The sequence below is a fragment of the Nitrosomonas sp. Nm132 genome, from assembly GCF_900100485.1.
Taxonomy (GTDB): domain Bacteria; phylum Pseudomonadota; class Gammaproteobacteria; order Burkholderiales; family Nitrosomonadaceae; genus Nitrosomonas.
The window spans coordinates 1-19,148 of record NZ_FNDH01000029.1 but is presented as its reverse complement, the minus strand read 5'-3'; the positions used below and the strand labels follow the sequence as shown (position 1 = coordinate 19,148).

At 52.9% G+C, this 19,148-nt stretch carries 13 protein-coding genes; 8 read left to right on the top strand and 5 right to left on the bottom strand.

The genetic code is table 11. The annotated features are described in order from the left end of the window. Nucleotides 1-106: 106 nt before the first annotated feature. Both BLP80_RS10420 and galU read left to right on the top strand, forming a co-directional pair. On the top strand, nt 107-9,040 hold the full coding sequence (locus tag BLP80_RS10420) for a glycoside hydrolase family 94 protein (RefSeq protein WP_090543006.1): 8,934 nt from the start codon (nt 107-109) through the stop codon (nt 9,038-9,040). A 183-nt stretch (nt 9,041-9,223) separates the two neighbouring features. Continuing rightward, nucleotides 9,224-10,111, top strand: a complete 888-nt coding sequence (galU, locus tag BLP80_RS10415) for a UTP--glucose-1-phosphate uridylyltransferase GalU (protein ID WP_090543004.1) — start codon at nt 9,224-9,226, stop codon at nt 10,109-10,111. A 210-nt stretch (nt 10,112-10,321) separates the two neighbouring features. Here galU and BLP80_RS10410 read toward each other — a convergent pair whose 3' ends face one another. After that, the gene (locus BLP80_RS10410; RefSeq protein ID WP_090543002.1) at nt 10,322-11,029 is read right to left on the bottom strand and encodes a Crp/Fnr family transcriptional regulator; all 708 of its coding nucleotides are present in this window, start codon (nt 11,027-11,029) and stop codon (nt 10,322-10,324) included. 207 nt (nt 11,030-11,236) lie between these two features. Continuing rightward, the gene (locus BLP80_RS10405; protein WP_090543000.1) at nt 11,237-11,965 is read right to left on the bottom strand and encodes a Crp/Fnr family transcriptional regulator; all 729 of its coding nucleotides are present in this window, start codon (nt 11,963-11,965) and stop codon (nt 11,237-11,239) included. Nucleotides 11,966-12,214: 249 nt separating this feature from the next. On the opposite strand from BLP80_RS10405, the gene BLP80_RS15215 reads away from it, so the two are divergent. The 5 genes from BLP80_RS15215 to BLP80_RS10385 all read left to right on the top strand — a co-directional run bounded on the left by BLP80_RS15215 (nt 12,215) and on the right by BLP80_RS10385 (nt 14,565). After that, a complete protein-coding gene (locus tag BLP80_RS15215; RefSeq protein ID WP_143002271.1) occupies nt 12,215-12,358 on the top strand; it encodes a lmo0937 family membrane protein in 144 nt (47 codons plus the stop codon). A 405-nt stretch (nt 12,359-12,763) separates the two neighbouring features. Further along, nucleotides 12,764-12,988 carry a hypothetical protein gene (locus BLP80_RS10400; RefSeq protein WP_090542998.1) on the top strand — a complete coding sequence of 75 codons (225 nt, stop codon included), beginning with the start codon at nt 12,764-12,766 and terminating at the stop codon, nt 12,986-12,988. Between the two features lie 104 nt (nt 12,989-13,092). Then, complete coding sequence (locus BLP80_RS10395; protein ID WP_090542996.1) at nt 13,093-13,341, top strand: GlsB/YeaQ/YmgE family stress response membrane protein; 249 nt, start codon at nt 13,093-13,095, stop codon at nt 13,339-13,341. 24 nt (nt 13,342-13,365) lie between these two features. Next, on the top strand, nt 13,366-13,668 hold the full coding sequence (locus BLP80_RS10390) for a sll1863 family stress response protein (RefSeq protein WP_090542994.1): 303 nt from the start codon (nt 13,366-13,368) through the stop codon (nt 13,666-13,668). A gap of 237 nt (nt 13,669-13,905) precedes the next feature. After that, nucleotides 13,906-14,565, top strand: coding sequence for a PAQR family membrane homeostasis protein TrhA (locus BLP80_RS10385; RefSeq protein ID WP_090542991.1), 660 nt, complete (start codon nt 13,906-13,908; stop codon nt 14,563-14,565). Nucleotides 14,566-14,780: 215 nt separating this feature from the next. Here BLP80_RS10385 and BLP80_RS10380 read toward each other — a convergent pair whose 3' ends face one another. The 3 genes from BLP80_RS10380 to BLP80_RS10370 all read right to left on the bottom strand — a co-directional run bounded on the left by BLP80_RS10380 (nt 14,781) and on the right by BLP80_RS10370 (nt 16,698). Beyond that, on the bottom strand, nt 14,781-15,086 hold the full coding sequence (locus BLP80_RS10380; protein ID WP_090542989.1) for a DUF1840 domain-containing protein: 306 nt from the start codon (nt 15,084-15,086) through the stop codon (nt 14,781-14,783). 250 nt (nt 15,087-15,336) lie between these two features. Then, entirely contained in the window at nt 15,337-15,495 is a 159-nt protein-coding gene (locus tag BLP80_RS10375; RefSeq protein WP_090542987.1) for a DUF3309 family protein, read from the bottom strand. Nucleotides 15,496-15,516: 21 nt separating this feature from the next. Further along, a complete protein-coding gene (locus BLP80_RS10370) occupies nt 15,517-16,698 on the bottom strand; it encodes a DesA family fatty acid desaturase (protein ID WP_090543033.1) in 1,182 nt (393 codons plus the stop codon). Between the two features lie 1,167 nt (nt 16,699-17,865). Here BLP80_RS10370 and BLP80_RS10365 point away from each other — a divergent pair. Further along, nucleotides 17,866-18,627: a Crp/Fnr family transcriptional regulator gene (locus tag BLP80_RS10365; RefSeq protein ID WP_090542986.1), complete on the top strand. Its 762-nt coding sequence runs from the start codon at nt 17,866-17,868 to the stop codon at nt 18,625-18,627. Nucleotides 18,628-19,148: the final 521 nt, after the last annotated feature.

The window sequence follows — 19,148 nt, the reverse complement described above, 5'->3', positions numbered from 1 at the left end:
ATGCACTTTTACAAGAGGCGCTATGCTAGATTCCGATTCATCAAATTATTGGTATTGCCGGGAAATGGGCGTAAAGATTCCTATCCAAAATGGAGTGCATTTCTAAATGGAGACCCATAACAATCGTTTCTTCCGATATTTGCGCCGGCTGAGTGCGAACTTGCGCGGCGGCATCCCCCTAAAGGATGCCTTCAATGAGCCGCCGCTACGCTCGGAATTATTTAGCGCCGATCAGATGGAACAGCGTGGCAGGCGTCTCGCTGCCATGCACAAAGTGACACAGGAACGTCCGCAGGATCACCTGATGACGCGACTGGCGGCAAATGAAGCGGTTTTGATCGACGTCTGCAGACGACTCACAACGGCGGTAAGAGCCAACCAGCAGATCACGCCGGCCAGCGAATGGCTGCTTGATAATTTCTATTTAATTGAAGAACAGATCCGTACCGCCAGGCGCCACATGCCTAAGGGATATAGCCGGGAATTACCTCGTTTATTGAATGGTCCTTCGGCTGGATTGCCGCGTGTATACGATATTGCGCTGGAGATCATTTCGCACGGAGATGGACGGGTGGACTCGGAAAGTCTCAACCGTTTCGTCGCGGCCTATCAGACGGTTAACACGCTCAAGTTAAGCGAGTTATGGGCTATCCCCATCATGCTGCGATTGGCGTTAATTGAGAATCTGCGGCGCGTTGCCATTCGCATCGCCGCCAACAGAATCGACTGCGACCTCGCTAGCGCCTGGGCAGAGCAGATGGCGGCGGTCGCAGCGACGGATCCGAAGAGCCTGGTGCTCGTAATCGCGGACATGGCGCGCTCGCAACCGCCGATGTCGACTCCATTCGTATCGGAATTTACGCGTCGGCTGCAAGGACATGGCCTCGCCCTGGCATTGCCGCTGACCTGGATCGAGCAAGTGCTCGCCGAGTCGGGACTGACCATCGAGCAGTTGGTCCAATCGGGAAACCAGCATCAGGCTGCCGACCAAGTGTCCATTAGCAACAGCATCGGCAGCTTGCGTTTCCTGGGTGGAATGGATTGGCGTGAGTTCGTCGAAACCATGAGTATCGTCGAGCAAACATTGCGCAAAGATCCGAGCGGCGCCTATGGCCAGATGGATTTTGCCACCCGCGACCGTTATCGTCATGCGATCGAAAAGCTTGCAAGGCGGAGCTCCCTTACTGAAACCGAGGTAGCGCAAAGTGCAGTCGAACTCGCGCACGAGGCTCAGGCAGCGCATCCAAATGACGACGAACGCGCGGCACATGTCGGTTTCTACCTGATTGACCGAGGCTTACCCAAACTTGAGACAAGGACACAAGCGCACTTCTCTGTTGCTGATACCCTCGCGAAAATGGGGTCACAGCACTCATTGGTCGTGTATCTCGGTCTAATCGCGCTGCTAACACTGCTGTTCAGCGCTGGCCTGATGGCCATCGCTCATACTCAAAATGTGCCGAATGAATTCTTGCTGCTGATCGGTATACTCGCACTGCTGTCCACCAGCCAGCTGGCACTCGCTCTGGTGAATTGGCTGGCAACCTTGTTTGTGCGCCCGCATCTGCTGCCACGTATGGATTTCTCCAACGGCATACCCGCACAATCCCGGACACTGGTCATCGTGCCGACGATGCTCACTAACCCGCAAAGTGTCGACGATCTGGTCGAGGCTTTGGAAGTGCGCTTTCTGGCGAATCGGGACAACAATCTGTATTTCGGCTTGTTGACCGATTTTCGCGACGCGCACGAAGAAACGCTCGCCGAAGACGAACCGCTGTTACAGCTGGCCCAGGCACGAATCGAGACGCTGAATGCAAAATATGGCGCTGTGGAAAAGAGTATTTTCTTTCTTTTTCATCGCCCGCGCCGCTGGAATCCGCAAGAGCGCATCTGGATGGGCTACGAACGTAAGCGTGGCAAGCTTGCGGACTTAAATGCATTGCTGCGCGATAAAACGCTTAGCAATGCCGGCAATCGTTTCTCACGCATCGTCGGTGACACCATTTGCCTCGCGAACGTTAAGTACGTCATCACTTTGGATACAGATACGCAGCTACCGCGTGACGTCGCACGGCAGCTTGTGGCTGCCATGTCTCATCCGCTGAATCGCCCACGCTACGACGAACAGCGGCAGCGCGTGCACGAGGGCTACGGTATTCTCCAGCCGCGCGTCAGCGTAAGCCTGGAAGGCACCAACCGCTCGCGTTATGCGCGATTGCATGGTGGTGAAGCCGGCATCGACCCCTATACCCGGGCCATCTCCGATGTCTACCAGGACGTGTTTGGCGAAGGCTCGTTTATCGGTAAAGGCATCTATGAGATCGATATGTTCGAGCGGGCATTGAATGGGCGTTTTCCCGAAAACCAGATTCTCAGCCACGATTTGCTGGAGGGATGTTATGCGCGTGCCGGCTTATTGAGCGATGTACATGTGCATGAGGATTACCCTGCGCACTACAGCGTGGACGTGAGCCGCCGTCATCGCTGGATACGTGGCGATTGGCAATTGCTGGGCTGGCTGTTGCCCCGCATTCCCGGTCCCGATGACCGTCGACTGAAGAACCCGCTTTCGCGTCTGTCGCGATGGAAACTGTTCGACAACCTGCGGCGCAGTCTCGTGCCGACAGCGTTGACGCTGCTGCTGTTGCTAGGCTGGGTGGTGCTTGCATCACCCTTGCTCTGGACCTTGGCAGTGATCGGCACACTCCTGATTCCACCTTTGATCACATCGATTGTGGAAATCTTTCACAAGCCGGACGAGGTGCCGTTACGCCAACATCTTACCGCTGCACTCGACACGGCAAGCCAACGCCTGGCGCAAGCGGCCTTTACCCTGACATACCTTCCCTACGAAGCCTGGTTCAGCCTGGATGCAATCATACGTACAGCGGGACGTATGCTGTTCACCCACAGACGGCTGCTCGAATGGAATCCGTCGGGCGAAGCCGCACGTAACAGCCGCACGGATTTCGCCGCCACTTTGCGCGCGATGTGGGTCGCCCCGCTGATTGCCATTGCTGTGATACTTTATCTGCTGCTGTTCAAGCCTGCTGCACTCACGGTAGCAGGACCCATCCTGCTGCTATGGCTAGGTTCACCCGTGATTGTCTGGTGGACCGGCCAACCACTCGCACGCCGCGAGGCACGACTGACGGCTGGGCAGATCGTCTTCTTGCGCAAGATTTCGCGCAAAACCTGGGCATTCTTCGAGACTTTTGTTGGGCCGGAAGATCATTGGCTGCCGCCGGATAACTATCAAGAGTATCGCGGCGCCGCCGTTGCGCATCGCACTTCGCCGACCAATATGGGAATGGCGCTACTTGCGAATTTATCCGCATACGACTTCGGCTACATTCCGGCCGGGCAACTCATCAAGCGCACGGCACAGACCCTCGGCACCATGCAAACGCTGGAACGGCATCGTAGTCACTTCTACAACTGGTACGATACGCAATCGTTGAAACCGTTGCATCCGGCTTACGTTTCGACGGTGGACAGCGGAAACCTCGCAGGTCATCTGCTGACCTTGCAGTCGGGTTTGCTCACGCTTGCCGATGATAGAATCCTTGGTGCGCACTGGTTCCACGGACTCCACGATACGCTAGGAATTCTGGTGGATGCGGCAGGCAACACCCGGTCAGGGCTACTCGCTTCATTGCAGACGGATATCGAGTCTGCATGCAGTTCTCCGCCAACTACGCTCGCGCTGGCGTGGCAATGCCTCGACCAACTGGCGAAACGCGCGGAGGCGTTTGCCGACAGCATTGAAGCTGTCTCTCAGAAGCTGCCTCAAACAGGAAGTGCGCTGGTGTCAGCCGAAAAAAAACGGCACGCAGAAACCGGAGGATACCTGGAGACTGATGAGGATTCCACGCACCACCCGACCCTGGATCACGCCAGCGCAGTCATCTCCGAGACAACTTCCGAGAGCGATGCGGTTTGGTGGGCGCATGCGCTGTTCCGGCAATGCCGCGCCGCTCTCGACGAGTTAACCTTTCTCGCCCCCTGGCTGGTGCTGCCAACCGCACCGAGCGGGCTTGAAGACAACCTTGGCATCGCCGCAATCCCAACGCTGCGGGAATTGGCAAACATCGAAGATAGATTGCTGCTGGAAATTGAACAGCGGATCGCCGCACCCCTTGCGGATGCTGCGACATCCTCGGAACGCAAGTGGCTGCATGCGTTTCGACACTGCATCACTCAAGCTAGCCACCGCGCCACTGAACGAATTGTGATTATCGAGCGGCTTGCCATGCAGTCAAGCGAGCTCGCGTGCATGACGTATGACTTTCTATATGACAAATCGTCGCGTCTGCTGGCGATTGGATACAACGTGGATCAACTGCGGCGGGATGAGAGTTACTACGACTTGCTGGCTTCGGAAGCGAGATTAATCAACTTCGTCGCGATTGCGCAGGGGCAAGTGCCGCAGGAGAGCTGGTTTACCCTGGGACGTCTGCTCACGACTGCCGGCGGCGAACCCGTCCTTTTATCGTGGAGCGGTTCGATGTTCGAGTACCTGATGCCGCTCCTGGTCATGCCGACCTTTGATAACACGCTGCTTGACCAGACCTATAAGGCGGCGGTGGCGCGGCAGATCGAGTATGGGCGGCAGCGTGGCATACCGTGGGGTATGTCGGAGTCTGGCTATAACCTGGTCGACATCCATCTCAATTATCAGTATCGGGCATTTGGTGTGCCTGGCCTGGGACTCCAACGCGGACTCGCCGATGACCTGGTCGTTGCTCCCTATGCCACAGTACTGGCACTGATGGTGGCACCCGAAGCGGCGCATCTGAACCTGCAACGACTCGCTGCGCAAGGATTGGAAGGAAAATTCGGCTTTTACGAAGCCATTGACTACACCCCGTCTCGTCAACGACGCGGGGAATCGAGCACTGTAGTCCGATCTTATATGGCGCACCACCAGGGAATGAGCCTGCTTTCCCTAGCCTATCTGCTGTTGGATCGTCCGATGCAGAAACGCTTCGAGTCGGTCCCGCTGTTCCAGGCGACCTTGCTGCTGCTCCAGGAGCGGATTCCCAAAACCACGCCGTTCTTTCCGAGCACGGCCCAATTTTCTGACATTCGACTGACCTCCCGTACTGCGGAAGCGCCGATTCGCGTTTTCAACAATGCGAATACGCCAGTGCCCGAAGTGCAATTGTTGTCCAACGGACGCTATCATGTGATGATCACCAACGCCGGCGGCGGCTATAGCCGTTGGAAAGATCTCGCCGTCACACGCTGGCGCGAGGACACGACTTGCGATCACTGGGGGGCGTTCTGTTATCTTCGTGACGAGCGTAGTGGGGAGATCTGGTCGACCGCGTATCAGCCGACACTGAAACAGCCACAGTATTACGAAGTGATTTTCTCCGAGGGACGCGCTGAATTTCGTCGTCGCGATTTCATAGGCGATGGCCATTTCGAAACCTATACCGAGATCGTGGTATCACCAGAGGACGATATCGAGCTGCGCCGCATGCGCATCACTAACCGCACCCATACCCGCCGCACTATCACGATGACGAGTTACGCGGAAATCGTGCTTGCCGTACCTGCCTCCGATGAGCTGCATCCAGCTTTCAGCAATCTGTTCGTGCAGACCGAGATCGACGAGAAACGCCACGCGATACTTTGCACGCGCCGGCCGCGTTCAGCTGCCGAGCAAACATCCTGGATGTTTCACATGATGACGGCGCACGGAGTGGATATCGATGCCATCTCTTATGAGACGGATAGGATGCAATTCATTGGCCGCAGCCACACCACCGCCGACCCGCAAGCGCTGGGCAGCGCATCATCAGGGGTGCTTTCCGGTAGCCAGGGCTCAGTGCTGGATCCGATTGTCGCCATTCGCCATGCCATTACGCTCGATCCGGAACAAACGATCACCCTCGATATGGTGAGCGGCATGGGGGAAACCCGTGATGCCGCATTAAGCTTGATCGAAAGATATCAGGATAGACGGCTTGCAGATCGTGTCTTTGATGTCGCCTGGACACATGCCCAAGTGGTGTTACGCCAACTCAATGCGAGCGAGGCCGACGCGCAACTCTACGGACGCCTGGCTAATTCTGTTATCTATGCTCACGGCTTGCTTCGCGCCGAAACCAGCATTCTGATGCAGAATCGTCGTGGGCAATCCGGTTTATGGAGCTATGCCATTTCTGGCGATTTGCCCATCGTCCTGCTGCAGATTGGCGATGCAGCCAATATCGAATTGGTGCGTCAACTGGTGCAGGCTCACGCCTACTGGCGTTTCAAAGGGCTGGTGGTGGATCTGGTGATCTGGAACGAAGACCGTGCCGGTTACCGGCAATTGCTCCAGGATCAAATTATCGGTTTGATTGCGGCGGGCGTCGAAGCGCATGTCATCGATCGACCGGGTGGCATCTTCGTGCGACGCGCGGAACAGATATCGAACGAAGACCGTGTTCTGTTCCAATCGGTCGCGCGCGCGATCATAACGGACAGCCGAGGAACACTGGCGGAGCAGATCAACCGCCGTAGCCTCAGGGATGTGCGCATGCCGCGCTTCCGGCCGAGCCAAAGCCACCATGCCGATCTTCCTGACGGCAGCCTATTGCCGCAGCGCGATCTCATTCTGCACAACGGGCTGGGCGGATTCACACGGGACGGGCGCGAGTATGTCATGACCACCACGGCTGCGCAAGTGACGCCCGCGCCATGGGTGAATGTATTGGCAAATCCGCATTTTGGCACCGTCATTTCCGAGAGCGGTCAAGCTTATACCTGGAGCGAAAATGCGCATGAGTTCCGTCTTACCCCTTGGCACAACGACCCGGTATCTGATGCGAGCGGAGAAGCTTTTTATCTGCGCGACGAGGAGAGTGGTCATTTCTGGTCGCCCACACCCCTGCCCTGTCGCGGCGCGAATGCGTATGTCAGCCGGCATGGCTTCGGTTATAGCGTGTTCGAGCATACCGAAGGAGGCATTGTCTCGGAGCTGTGGGTGTACGTGGCTGTGGACGCTGCGGTCAAATTCTCGGTATTGAAAGTGCGTAACGCATCAGGACGGCCGCGGCGGCTCTCCGCGACCGGCTACGTGGAGTGGGTACTGGGCGATTTGCGGCCGAAATCGACCCTGCACGTGACCACAGAAGTGGATTCCGGCAGCGGTGCGCTATTCGCCCACAACCCTTACAACACGGAATTCACCGGCCGGATTGCTTTCTTCGATGTGGATGAGACCAATCGCTCGATCAGTTGCGATCGCGCTGAGTTCATTGGACGTAACGGCTCGCTCAAAAATCCGGCAGCAATGACGCGTACACGGCTTTCAGGCAAGGTGGGAGCAGCATTGGATCCTTGCGCTGCGATCCAGGTGGGCTTCGACTTGGCCGACGGGCAAGAACGCGAGATCATCTTCCGCCTGGGCCAGGCCGGCAGGCGTGGGGCTGATGATGCGCGCAATCTGGTGCGCCGTTTTCGTGGATCGGCCGCCGCGCATGCGGCACTCGAAGCGGTGTGGCAATACTGGAACCATACTCTCGGCGCGGTCCAGGTGGAAACCCCAGATCCGTCTCTCAACGTGCTGGCTAATGGTTGGCTTGTCTACCAAACGCTTGCCTGTCGTCTATGGGCACGCAGCGGCTATTATCAATCAGGCGGCGCCTTCGGTTTCCGTGACCAGTTGCAGGACGTGATGGCGCTGATCCATGCCGAGCCACAACGCGTGCGCGAACAATTGCTGCTGTGCGCGGCGCATCAGTTTGTCGAAGGCGATGTACAGCACTGGTGGCATCCACCGTCGAGCCGTGGCGTACGCACCCATTGCTCCGACGACTACCTCTGGCTGCCACTGGCGGTGTGTCGTTATGTGCTGAGTACCGGCGATAGCGGTGTGCTGGATGAATCTATTCCTTTCCTCGAAGGCCGCCCGGTCAGCCCTGAGGATGACTCGTATTATGACCTGCCAGGGCACTCTACCGAGTCAGCCAGCCTGTACCAGCACTGCGCACGCGCCATCCGGCACGGCTTGGCGTTTGGCGAGCATGGTCTGCCGCTGATCGGTTCCGGAGACTGGAACGACGGCATGAACCTGGTGGGCATGCACGGCAAGGGTGAAAGCGTCTGGCTCGGCTTCTTCCTGTATGAAGTGCTGATGCGCTTCGCAGTGCTGGCGCAACAGCAGGGCGACGTGTCATTTGCTGAGCAGTGCCGGCGCGAAGCCGAGCAACTGCGCCAATGTATCGAGCAGAATGCCTGGGATGGCGCATGGTATCGCCGCGCCTATTTCGACGACGGTACCATGCTAGGGTCGGCAACCAACATCGAATGCCAGATCGATTCGATCTCACAAAGCTGGTCAGTGCTCTCCGGCGCGGGCGATGGCGCACGTTCGCGCATGGGCATGGATGCCGTATACACCCGACTGGTGCGGCACGATCATGCGTTGATCCAGCTTCTGGATCCGCCATTCGACAAATCGGATCTCGATCCGGGCTACATCAAAGGTTATGTTCCTGGCGTGCGCGAAAACGGCGGGCAATACACCCATGCCGCTATCTGGACCGCAATGGCATTCGCAGCCCTGGGTGACCGTCAGCGCGCGTGGGAATTGCTGACCATGATCAATCCGGTGAATCATGGAAAATCGGCAGCGGGTGTAGCGATCTACAAAGTTGAGCCCTATGTCGTCGCCGCCGATGTCTATGCGGTTTCGCCGCACGCCGGTCGCGGGGGATGGAGCTGGTACACGGGTTCCGCCGGTTGGATGTACCGGCTGATTGTGGAATCTCTGCTCGGCCTGAGGCTGGATGTGGACAAACTGCATTTTGCTCCCTGCCTGCCTGCGTCCTGGCAAGGGTTCAAACTGCATTACCGGTATCGGGAGACTGTCTACCGTATCACCGTGTCGCAATCGGATGCCGGCGATGCGGTGCAGAGCAGTGCAATGCGCGTCACGGTAGATGGCATCGAACGCCCCGACAAAATCATTCCGCTGATCGACGATCGCCAGGATCATACGGTCGAAGTAAACATCGTAACCCTGCCCCAGCCACATTGATGATCCAGCAGATAAACATGCGCATAGTCCTCACTCTAGGTAATAAACCGAAAGCATCCATGCATTTTTCAGCACCCTGCCTTTTTGTTAGCGTAAGGAGTTACGATGAACTACATTTCCTCTCCACCCGGTATGCAGGCGGGATGAGAGCAATATCAAATAACATTTTTTGAGGTTTGCATCATGCATAACTGTAATCAGCAAGCTATCACCAAGGCGATTTTTCCAGTCGCTGGTTTAGGAACACGTTTTTTGCCGGCCACCAAAGCCTCACCAAAAGAAATGCTGGTAGTCGTTGATAAACCGCTTATTCAATACGCAGTTGAAGAGGCCTATGCTGCGGGCATACGCGAAATGATCTTTGTGACAGGCCGCAATAAACGCGCCATTGAAGACCATTTCGACACGGCTTATGAGCTGGAAGCTGAACTGGCTGCCCATGGCAAAGACGATTTAATCGCGATCGTCAATGCCATTAAGCCTGATGACATGGAATGTGTATACATCCGCCAGTCCAGGGCACTCGGTCTGGGCCATGCCGTGCTGTGCGCCGAACACCTGGTTCACGGCGCGCCCTTTGCGGTGTTGTTGGCCGACGACTTGATGGTAGGCGATCCACCCATCATGCAGCAAATGACCGACCTTTTCGGTCAACACCGGTGCAGCATTCTAGCGGTGCAGGAAGTACCGCAGGATCAGACCAGCCGTTACGGCATCATTCAAGGAGAGACGCTGACGCCAGATCTTATCAAGATCACCGGCTTGGTTGAAAAACCTCACCCTAGTGTTGCTCCCAGTAACCTGGCAGTCGCTGGGCGCTACATCCTGACCACAGCAGTATTCGAGCACATTCGCGCACAACTTCGCGGCGCTGGGGGTGAGATTCAACTCACTGATGGCATCGCAGCCCTGCTTGGTTCAGAGCAAGTACTGGCTTATCGCTACCACGGCAAACGTTATGACTGTGGCAGCAGGCTGGGATTGCTACAGGCCAGTGTCGATATTGCATCTGCTCATCCGGAATTGGGCGGTGAGTTCTCTGCCTGGCTGAAAACGCGGCAAGGCATTTAACCCGGACATTTCACCAGGCTGGCCTGCAACATGATGCAAAAGCTGATGAACAAGCGCTTCCAGGCAGATTTACACAAATCCAATTTGTATCGCCGACCTTTGCGGATAATTTTCAAGCTATTCGTACGGCAATGAAAGTTGTATTTATTGAAATGCCCTTGAAAATATGCCTATAAAACAGGACTAACGCGAATTTATGAAATATTCGGGCTAAGCGAACAACCTAGCATAGTGATCGTTCATCACGCCGTAACACTCGCAGGATGTCGCTTCGAGCTCCTTCCGGTCAAGGATACTGATCTCACCGCGGTTATAGCTGATGACCTTTCTCCGTTGCAGCACGCCTGCAGCGATGGTGACGCTACTTCTGCGCACCCCGAGCATGTTGGCGAGGTACTCATGCGTAAGATGAAAATGATCGGCGTGTGCACGGTCATGCGTCATTAGCAGCCAGCGCGCCAGCCGCGGCTCGATCTCATGGAAATGGTTGCAGGCACTGGTTCGCGACAATTGCGTCATCAATACGTACAGGTAACGGTTGAGCGTGTCCAGCAAGCAGGCGCTGTCGCGCAATTCGTGCTGGAACTGCGCGGCGGTCATCCTCAACGCGGTACCGGCACCTTGCACCATTGCGCGCAGCGGTGCAGCATTGATTCCCAGCGCGAGCGTCACGCCGAGCATGCCTTCGTTACCAATCAGTCCTGCTTCCAGCGGTTGATGGCCGTCCATTACTATCGCCCGTGAGATGAAACCGGTAAGGGGAAAGTATACGTGCTGGAAAGGCTGATTGGCTTCACACAGGGTAGTGCCGAAAACCAGCCTTACCGGCTCGCAGCGTTTGAGAACTCTGTTTCGTTCCTCGCGCGGCAAACATCCAATCAGGTGGTTAATCACTCGTGCCGGTGTTGTAGTCAACATCTAGTTATCCTGCAGCACGAAAAAATCCAGAAAATGGTCCAAGAAAGGTGCTGAACAATCCTGAAAATATAGCTTGCTCGATAATCACACCATTGTCTGTACGTTACAGCACAGAGAGGACACACCAATACCATTTAAGGAAGGTCTGACTAAGTGGTTGCAGCGACACATTGCTGGGTTGCGGTACTTAAATCATCGCTCAATCTGTCAACTAACCTGGCGTGGAGAAATGTTGGGTAACAGGCGATCGGTTTCTTTCTTGACGACGGCGTAACACTCGCAACTCAACTGCTCAAGTCTGGGCCGATCCAGTATCGTGATATGTCCGCGGTTGTATGCGATCACGCCGAGTTCCTGCAACTTTCCGGCAGCATCGGTGACACCTTCACGGCGCACGCCAAGCATGTTGGCAATCAGTTCCTGGGTCATCGTCAATTGATTGTTCGGCAGGCGATCCATTGAAAGCAAAAGCCAGCGGCATAGTTGCTGGTCAATCGAGTGATGACGATTGCAGACCGCCGTCTGGGCCATTTGCGTAATCAAGGCCTGCGTGTAACGCAGCATCAGCTGTAACAGCTCACCGTGGCGATTGAACTCATCTTTGAGCCGCTGCCCCAGCAGTCGATAAGCGTAACCGGCACTTTGCACGATCCCCCGACTCGGGGTGCTTTCACCGCCCATGAATAACGCGATACCGATAAGACCATCATTACCCACCACGGAGATTTCCGCCGATGCGCCGCTCTCCATCACGTAGAGCAGCGACACGATGGCGTTGGTCGGGAAATAGACATGGCGCAAAGTGTCCCCGGATTCATATAAAACTTTGCCAAGTGGCAGTGACACCAGTTCAAGATGAGGAAACAGGCGTCTCTGCATTTCAGCTGACAAAGCAGCCAAAAGATGGTTTTGTTGCGGCGTGGGTGACTCGGACATGTCAGTCTCCATTCTGAAAAGGAAATCCCAGGATAACTCAAAAGCAGGCTCATTCTGTACGCTACCCTATATATATGTACCCGAACTTATCACCTCCAGCCATTTCTAGATAGCAACGCACACTGCAGAAACTGAGCACAGGAGGCAAGAAAACAGCCTTGCGTGCGCTATCGCACAGACTCAGTCTGGTTGCTCCACTTAATCTTGCAACAAGCAGATCTTTGCCAAATAATCACTGGAGATATAATCATGCTCGAAATCATTGCCATAGTCTTAATAGTTCTGTGGGTGCTAGGGCTAGTTTCGTCAGCCTCCATAGGCGGATTCATTCACGTTCTATTGGTCATAGCCGTCATCTTGATACTAGTCCGACTCATTCAAGGCCGGGGGTGATACACACCTACCTGAGTTCTTTAAAAAAACTCTGACTAAACCGCCTACTGAAAGTAGGGGGTTTAGCGTAGCGCGCGTGAATCAAATATTCGGGTTAAAGATTAAAGCCACCGTCTTTAGACGGTGGCTTTACCTTATGCTGGAAATAACATACTTCGGAATCGGCTTGATAGCGAAAGGGCATAAGCGACTTCCTGCAATTCATTTGTTTTCGTTATTTCTTCCGCCAAGCAGATTCCTACCCGACCTTGAAATGTTGAAAGTCAACGATGATTCTCATTATGTGCGGTATCGTACAGACGGCGTTTAATGCTGTCATTAGAATTAAACCAATGGTTAGAAAGCCATATGTTCAGTGGGAATGGCCCGATGGACGTAACCAAAACCTAAAATAGGAAAATGAAAATGAAACCTTACTACCTTCTTATACTTATGATCGCCACGACAATTCTGGTGCTACCTGCCTGTGACCAAAAACAAACAGGTACCGAAAAGGCCATGAATAAAGTAGATGACGCGCTTGACCGACGACCCGGCGAGAAAGCCCGTGATGCCGCTGAAGATGCTAGTGATAAGCTCGAAGATGCCGGCAAAGAAATCAAGGAAAGCGTTAAAGACGCTACCAATTAGGATGCATCACTATTCATTGTCTTTTTCGTGATCTTCGGCATAGCAGATATCGAGTATACATAAGCAGGTTATTTCCAATTGCTGATAAACCAGAGGAGTGACTAATGGACTATGCAGGGTTATTGATTTTTATCGCAATCGGCGCAGTCGCAGGGTGGCTAGCTGGAATATTGATGAAAGGAAGAGGCTTTGGTCTCCTGGGCAACATCATTATTGGCATTGTCGGCGCCATTGCAGGGGGTCTCTTGTTCGGTCTATTGGGACTCATCGGTTCAATAGTGACCGCTATAGTCGGAGCCGCACTATTACTATTTTTGGCTTGGGTTATTACGAAGTCTAAGAATCAATCCTGAATTGATTAACATAGGAGGTACATTATGAGCACGAAAGAAGCATACAAACAAAAGATAGAAGCCGAGGTTGAGCTGGCGCAGGCCAAATTGGCAGAGCTAAGAGCCGAAGCGAAGAGCTCTGCAGCCGATGCCCGTATCAAATATGATGAACATATAGGAGAGCTTGAGCAAAAGGTTGATGCTGCGAAGGCCAAACTGAAAGAACTAAGTGAAGCTAGCGAGGATAAGTGGGAGCATCTTAAGGATGGTGCAGAGAACGCGTGGGATAAACTAAGTAGCGCTGTTCGAGATACAGCTGCGAAGTTGAAAGACAAGTTTAAAGATTAAACCGTTCCACGCTGATGCGCGCACCGATCAGCGTGGACATTGCAAATATCGAAAGACCCTACCTATTCATAAAGTCGTGCCCAGAGGTGAGCAGAATTGACTTCCACTTCTCAAAACGCTGTGTATTCGATGATCTCCGATCGACGAAAAATCAGGTTCAAGTACCTCCCGGAAGCGGTGTTGTTTGACGCATCAAGTCATTTTCTACGCTCGCGTTAGACCGTAGGTTCGAATATTGTGAATATCTTGCTTGCAGTACCCAAACGTGAGCAGTCCCGAGAGGAAGAGATCGCGAACAGCATCAGCCACGGCATAGGGCTGATCGCAGCACTTGCGGCAGCCCCATTTCTTGTTATGCATGCGATGAAGCACGAAGATACGGGGTTCATCGTTGGCGCGAGCCTCTTCGCGGCGGCGATGGTACTGCTTTACCTTGCTTCTACCCTCTATCACGCCTTGCCGCAAGGCAAGGCGAAGCGTGTGTTTAAGATTGTCGAACACTCCGCGATCTTTCTCCTTATCGCCGGCACCTACACGCCCTTCACGCTTGGTGTACTTCGAGGCGCGTGGGGCTGGACGCTTCTTGGAATCGTCTGGAGTTTTGCCGCAATCGGGGTAGCACTAAAAGTGTTTGATAAGATGCACAACCCCATCATTTCCATCAGTCTTTATCTGCTTATGGGGTGGCTCATTCTGATCGCAATTTATCCGTTGTATATCCGCATACCTGCATCCGGCCTACTATGGCTGGTTGCAGGGGGGGTGGCTTACACCGTTGGCGTATTTTTTTTTGTGACCGATTCGCGCCTTCGATATGGTCACTTCATCTGGCATTTGTTTGTAATGGTGGGTACTGCATGCCATTACTTCGCAGTGCTCTGGTATGCGGCTTCCTAGCCCGAATATTTCATAAATTGGCACGTGCCCTCACTTGTCTTTTGATTAATAAGAAAGATCTTGCTCAGTCGGGTGTATGAGTCACTACACCACTCCTTCTCAAAACTTCCCTATTAATCAAAATCCTGCGTGATCACCACGCGAATTTATGAAATATTCGGGCTAGCTCTCGCAGAGACGGGTCTTCCACTTGCCTATTTTTTCCTGATATCGATTTATTTCCACATTACGTTACAGTCTGCCTTTGCTGCGGCGGTCAGTAGCTCAATTAGAGGCAGTCCTCGCTTAACCATGCTTACTACTGGTTCATCCGTATCCTCATCCTTAGTCTCGACGGGTGGCGAGACTTCTTTTTGGGCATCTAAAGCGGCTGTTAACCGATTCAATGCTTGAGGAACATCAGTTGCCAGAATAGCGCCTGGCACGGTTGCGCTGTGTCCCATCATTTTCAGCATGGTAAGCGCGTCATCCCCAAACATGGTAATGTCGGCATAGGCATCGGTTGTAAATGTCACAAGCATACATTTCTCCTTGAATGGTAATGAATTGATTACGATTGGCTAACTTTCCGAACTTATCCTTCGTAAGGTTGTAAGTTTACTGGTTCATGCCGGCCAACTGATCGCGCTTCCCGGCGTTCCGATATTCGCTTCCCCTCGCTCACTAAAAAATACGCACAACAGGCCCTGTACGCTAAAGCACAGAACCTGTTGTGCGGTCCCCTGTCATTACCTTGTGACTCTATATACTTTCCGCGCAATCAAACGAGCACTATATTCGGCCTGTCAGCAACAGAATGAGTAAAATAAGCAAAACTATCCCGAGAACACCGCTAGGGGCATAACCCCACCCCCTGCTGTAGGGCCACGTTGGAATCACACCAACCAGCATCAGAATCAGAATGATCAGCAGTATTGTTCCTAGTGTCATTTTATTTCTCCTTCCAAACGGTTAGTCGTAACAACGCAATTTCCGGGAGAATTCCTGCAATGCACTGATGCCACTCTCCTCGGCACGCTGACACCAGTTTTCCAGTTGCTTTACAAGCTGTTCCTTGGATGCAGTTGAACGGCTCCACAGAACCGTCAGATCCTGCCGCATCGAGTAGATGGTCCTTAGCACCTTGCTGAAATGGAGCGCCTGATCCAATGCTGCCCGCTCTTTCTCCGGCAGCTCACCCGCATCCCTTTGCAGCCAATGTTTAACCGCTTCCAGCGCAGGGGTATCCTGCAGGCCAGAAATCTCGCGGGCCTGCAAATTGCGGATTTCTGCTAATGCGGTCTGCTTCAGGTATTTGGCGTACTTGGCCAGCACGTCGTAGCGGTGCGTGATGACGGCTTGCAGCGTCTCTAAGTCGCAGCAACCAGTCTTGGCCAGGTTGAACCGGATCTTGGGCGCCACTTTGCGCACTGTGGCCAGGCCCATTATCTCCAGGGCGCGAATGTATACCCAGCCAATGTCGAATTCCCACCACTTGTTAGACAGCTTGGCGGAAGTCACGTAGGCGTGGTGATTGTTGTGCAGCTCCTCACCTCCGATCAGAATGCCCCACGGAGAAATGTTGGTAGAGGCGTCACTCGATGCGAAATTGCGATAGCCCCAGTAGTGGCCGACGCCGTTGATAACACCAGCGGCAAAGAACGGGATCCACAGCATCTGCACACCCCACATGATGAGGCCGATCGGACCGAACAGGACGAGATCAATCGCCAGCATGATGCCGATACCGAGCACGGCATGCTTTGAATACAGGTTACGCTCGAGCCAGTCGTCGGGTGTGCCGTGACCATATTTCTCTAGCGTTGCAGTGTTCCTGGCCTCCATACGGTAGAGTTTGGCACCCTTGAACAGCACTGTTCCGACGCCATAGATCTGCGGACTGTGTGGATCTTCACAGGTTTCGCACTTGGCATGGTGCTTGCGGTGAATGGCCACCCATTCCTTGGTAATCATCCCGGTAGTGAGCCACAACCAGAAGCGGAAACAGTGGCTGACTGTAGGATGCAGCTCCAGCGCACGGTGCGCTTGGTGCCGGTGCAGAAAAATCGTCACCGAGGCGATGGTCATGTGGGTCAAACCCAGCGTAACCAGCACATAACCCCACCAGGGAAGCTCAAATAAACCAAGTTGCATGAATTGGCCCTCCGTCAAAATAAAATATGTGCCCATCACGATCCAGCCCTCCTCATCTCTGGCCTGGTTTTCTCGCTTCTATAACATTCTCGTCAAACAACCCCGCAGTGGGTTTCCAACGGCCAAGCATCCACTACATATCCATCGTGCGTTTTTTATACAAACACTCATCCTTTATATTAAAAATACACCTAATCCCCTGTCGTTTCTGTACGTTAGCGCACAGATTTGATTTTATGTGCGATGCAGATAGCGAATTGGTTTTCTGATCTGGCCCGAAGAAGATTGAATTTTTGATGCCAATACTATAGATCAGGCCCGCAAATAAAGAGTATTTATTGTGTTTTTCAGATCATAGGTATGGAAAAAGGCAGCACAAGAAAGCCTAGCAGAGTGACCCGAGCGCGCCAAAGTTGACTTCCATGGCCGCTTCGCTAAATATGCCGCCTAACACTATATTTGAGGACCCAATCTAGAGAATTTGACTGCCTCCCTCTACCAAGTAACAGAAGTCCATCTCGCTAGGATTTTTAATCATCACGGTCTTCTGCCCGGCAAGGCACCGTCGCGCCCACCTGCACAAGGCTATATTCTCTACAAGCACATCTGGTTCCGATCCGCCTTCTGCTTTCTCCGGCTCTTTTCATTTCTGATCTGACCATTTCTCCTTGAATGTCTTTCGTCTGAAAGGCAAAAACGCATCCAAACCTTTGAGCTATTACATAGCTTGAGCTCAAAGAAGGATTTTTTGGTCGCTGATCAACAAGGGTTAAATCTACGTGTTTGCACGTATATTTTTAGTCAACATTTTTCGATACTCTTATTGATGCATTAAAACTTATTGATTCGGTCAAGTATCGTATGAATTCACTACCTACTGGAGCGTCACTCATGCGACAAGTTTATTGCTATAACTATAATTGAGTAGTTAACCCGAATATTTCATAAATTGGCACGTGTCCTCACTTGCCTTTTGATTAATAAGAAAGATTTTGCTCAGTCGGGTGTATGAATCACTACACCCCTCCTTCTCAAAACTTCCCTATTAATCAAAATCCTGCGTGATCATCACGCGAATTTATGAAATATTCAGGTTAAAACCTTATCTAGCCGATCAATAACCATCTCTTTATGTTCACGCGGTTTTATCTGAAAAGGAGATTACCGATGCCTACTGCTCATCCCCATATTCCCCATATTCCCCATATTCCCCATATTCCCCATAGTGCACACCAGAACCATCTTCTCGCCGCCCTGCCCACAGATGAATTGGAACAACTGCATTCTCATCTGGAACTGGTGCCGATGCTGATGGGCGAAGTCCTGTGCGAGCACGACTATAAACTGAATCACGTCTTCTTCCCCACTACCTCGATCGTGTCTCTACTCAATTTCACGAAGGATGGTAAATCAACCGAAATCGCGATGGTCGGCAATGAGGGAATAGTCGGAGTGTCCCTCTTTATGGGTGGGAATACCATGCCGAATCTTCCCGTGGTGCAGAGCCCGGGCTATGCCTACCGATTAAAGGGACATTTGCTGAAGCAGGAATTCAATCACGTTATGCCGATGCAGCATCTGTTGCTGCGTTACACCCATGCGCTGCTCACGCAGATCGCGCAGACGGCAGTGTGCAATCGGCACCATTCGGTGGAACAGCAGCTCTGCCGTCTGCTGCTGTTATGCCTAGACCGCTTGCCATCGAACGAGTTGACAATGACACAGGAATTGATCGCCAACATGCTCGGCGTGCGCCGCGAAGGCATTACCGAGGCGGCCGGTAAATTGCAACGCGCGGACATAGTCTATTACCACCGGGGCCACATCACGGTGCTGGATCGACTGTGCCTGGAGACCAAGGTTTGCGAGTGCTATAAAGTGGTCAAGAAAGAATATGATCGGCTGCTTCCCGACATGATCGCAACGTGATCGGCATGATCAAGATAACTGGGACATGGCTTATCATGCCGCAGTATTATGAGATCGTGATCGTTCTATCACCATTGCTGATTCGTTGCCTGGATTATCAGCCACAATGCCTATCGTTGTACGTTTGCTTCTGTCTGAAAGCGTGCAAAAAAGAAGTCTCGCTAATACGAAGTTCCGCAAAAAATCTTCTGCACGCTCCGATGACCGAGTTGAATGGCACTCAATCTTCACATATTTATACTCATCGCGCTTCAAAATTTGGTTTTTATTATCCCTCATCCGGCCTTCTCCCAGCGGGAGAAGTATAGCGGCCGAATTTTGAAGTACGATGAGTATAGCTTTCAACATGGCCTACATGCTAATCGCGATCAATCCTAAGCCCGCAATAGAATGCGAATTAAGAGCTGAAATAGAAGCCAGTTCATCAATAACGTTAAACTATTGAGGAAGACATCACCCAACCTCAATAAATCAAAGTAACCAATGAACTGGCAAAACCGATTAATAACGATTTATCTCTA

What these genes read in the sequence shown, in the direction of transcription:
- BLP80_RS10420 (WP_090543006.1), top strand. Translation starts at nt 107, where the DNA reads ATGGAGACCCATAACAATCGTTTCTTCCGATATTTGCGCCGGCTGAGT.
- galU (WP_090543004.1), top strand. Translation starts at nt 9,224, where the DNA reads ATGCATAACTGTAATCAGCAAGCTATCACCAAGGCGATTTTTCCAGTC.
- BLP80_RS10410 (WP_090543002.1), bottom strand. Translation starts at nt 11,029, where the DNA reads ATGTTGACTACAACACCGGCACGAGTGATTAACCACCTGATTGGATGT.
- BLP80_RS10405 (WP_090543000.1), bottom strand. Translation starts at nt 11,965, where the DNA reads ATGTCCGAGTCACCCACGCCGCAACAAAACCATCTTTTGGCTGCTTTG.
- BLP80_RS15215 (WP_143002271.1), top strand. Translation starts at nt 12,215, where the DNA reads ATGCTCGAAATCATTGCCATAGTCTTAATAGTTCTGTGGGTGCTAGGG.
- BLP80_RS10400 (WP_090542998.1), top strand. Translation starts at nt 12,764, where the DNA reads ATGAAACCTTACTACCTTCTTATACTTATGATCGCCACGACAATTCTG.
- BLP80_RS10395 (WP_090542996.1), top strand. Translation starts at nt 13,093, where the DNA reads ATGGACTATGCAGGGTTATTGATTTTTATCGCAATCGGCGCAGTCGCA.
- BLP80_RS10390 (WP_090542994.1), top strand. Translation starts at nt 13,366, where the DNA reads ATGAGCACGAAAGAAGCATACAAACAAAAGATAGAAGCCGAGGTTGAG.
- BLP80_RS10380 (WP_090542989.1), bottom strand. Translation starts at nt 15,086, where the DNA reads ATGCTTGTGACATTTACAACCGATGCCTATGCCGACATTACCATGTTT.
- BLP80_RS10375 (WP_090542987.1), bottom strand. Translation starts at nt 15,495, where the DNA reads ATGACACTAGGAACAATACTGCTGATCATTCTGATTCTGATGCTGGTT.
- BLP80_RS10370 (WP_090543033.1), bottom strand. Translation starts at nt 16,698, where the DNA reads ATGCAACTTGGTTTATTTGAGCTTCCCTGGTGGGGTTATGTGCTGGTT.
- BLP80_RS10365 (WP_090542986.1), top strand. Translation starts at nt 17,866, where the DNA reads ATGCCTACTGCTCATCCCCATATTCCCCATATTCCCCATATTCCCCAT.